We start from the raw sequence: 544 nt of genomic DNA, 5'->3' as shown, positions 1-544 counted from the left end.
CAGCCAGTTCCGTCGCGTGGCGCGCGAAATTCTTGGCCTTGCGCAATACAAGGCCGGTGACTTCGCTGCTGCCGAGGCCAATTTCCAGGCTGTGCTTGACGATCCCATGGCAACATCGGGACTGCGCAGCCGCATGGCTTACTACATGGCGCAAATGCTCTCCGCGGGCACCGCAAGCGCTCCTGTATCGGATGAACCTGTTGCCGCCGATGAACCTGTTGCCGCCGACGAGCCCGTCGCCGAATAATCCGGCCTCGCCGAAGGGATAACCGCCATGACGGTCACGCTAGCCATTGTCGGTCGTCCCAATGTGGGCAAGTCCACCCTGTTCAATCGCCTTGTCGGTCGCAAGATCGCGCTGGTCGATGATACCCCCGGTGTGACTCGCGACCGTCGCGAGGCCGAGGGGCATATTGCCGACCTCACCTTCCGCGTGCTGGACACGGCGGGCTATGAAGACGTGCGCGACGGCAGCCTCGAAGACCGCATGCGCCAGCAGACAGAGCTGGCCATCCGCGAAGCCGACATCATCCTCTTCATGATC

2 protein-coding genes are annotated in these 544 nt (G+C 62.5%); both read left to right on the top strand.

Going from position 1 to position 544, the window contains the following annotated elements; all coding sequences use genetic code 11:
* The coding region (locus ACK4SE_RS14285) for a hypothetical protein (protein WP_409694053.1) at positions 1–247 on the top strand (247 nt) is incomplete at its 5' end.
* Between the two features lie 27 nt (positions 248–274).
* The coding region (locus ACK4SE_RS14280) for a GTPase (protein ID WP_409694050.1) at positions 275–544 on the top strand (270 nt) is incomplete at its 3' end.

It is taken from the genome of Brevundimonas sp. (assembly GCF_046293315.1).
GTDB lineage: Bacteria > Pseudomonadota > Alphaproteobacteria > Caulobacterales > Caulobacteraceae > Brevundimonas.
This window is presented reverse-complemented; position numbering and strand designations above follow the sequence as displayed.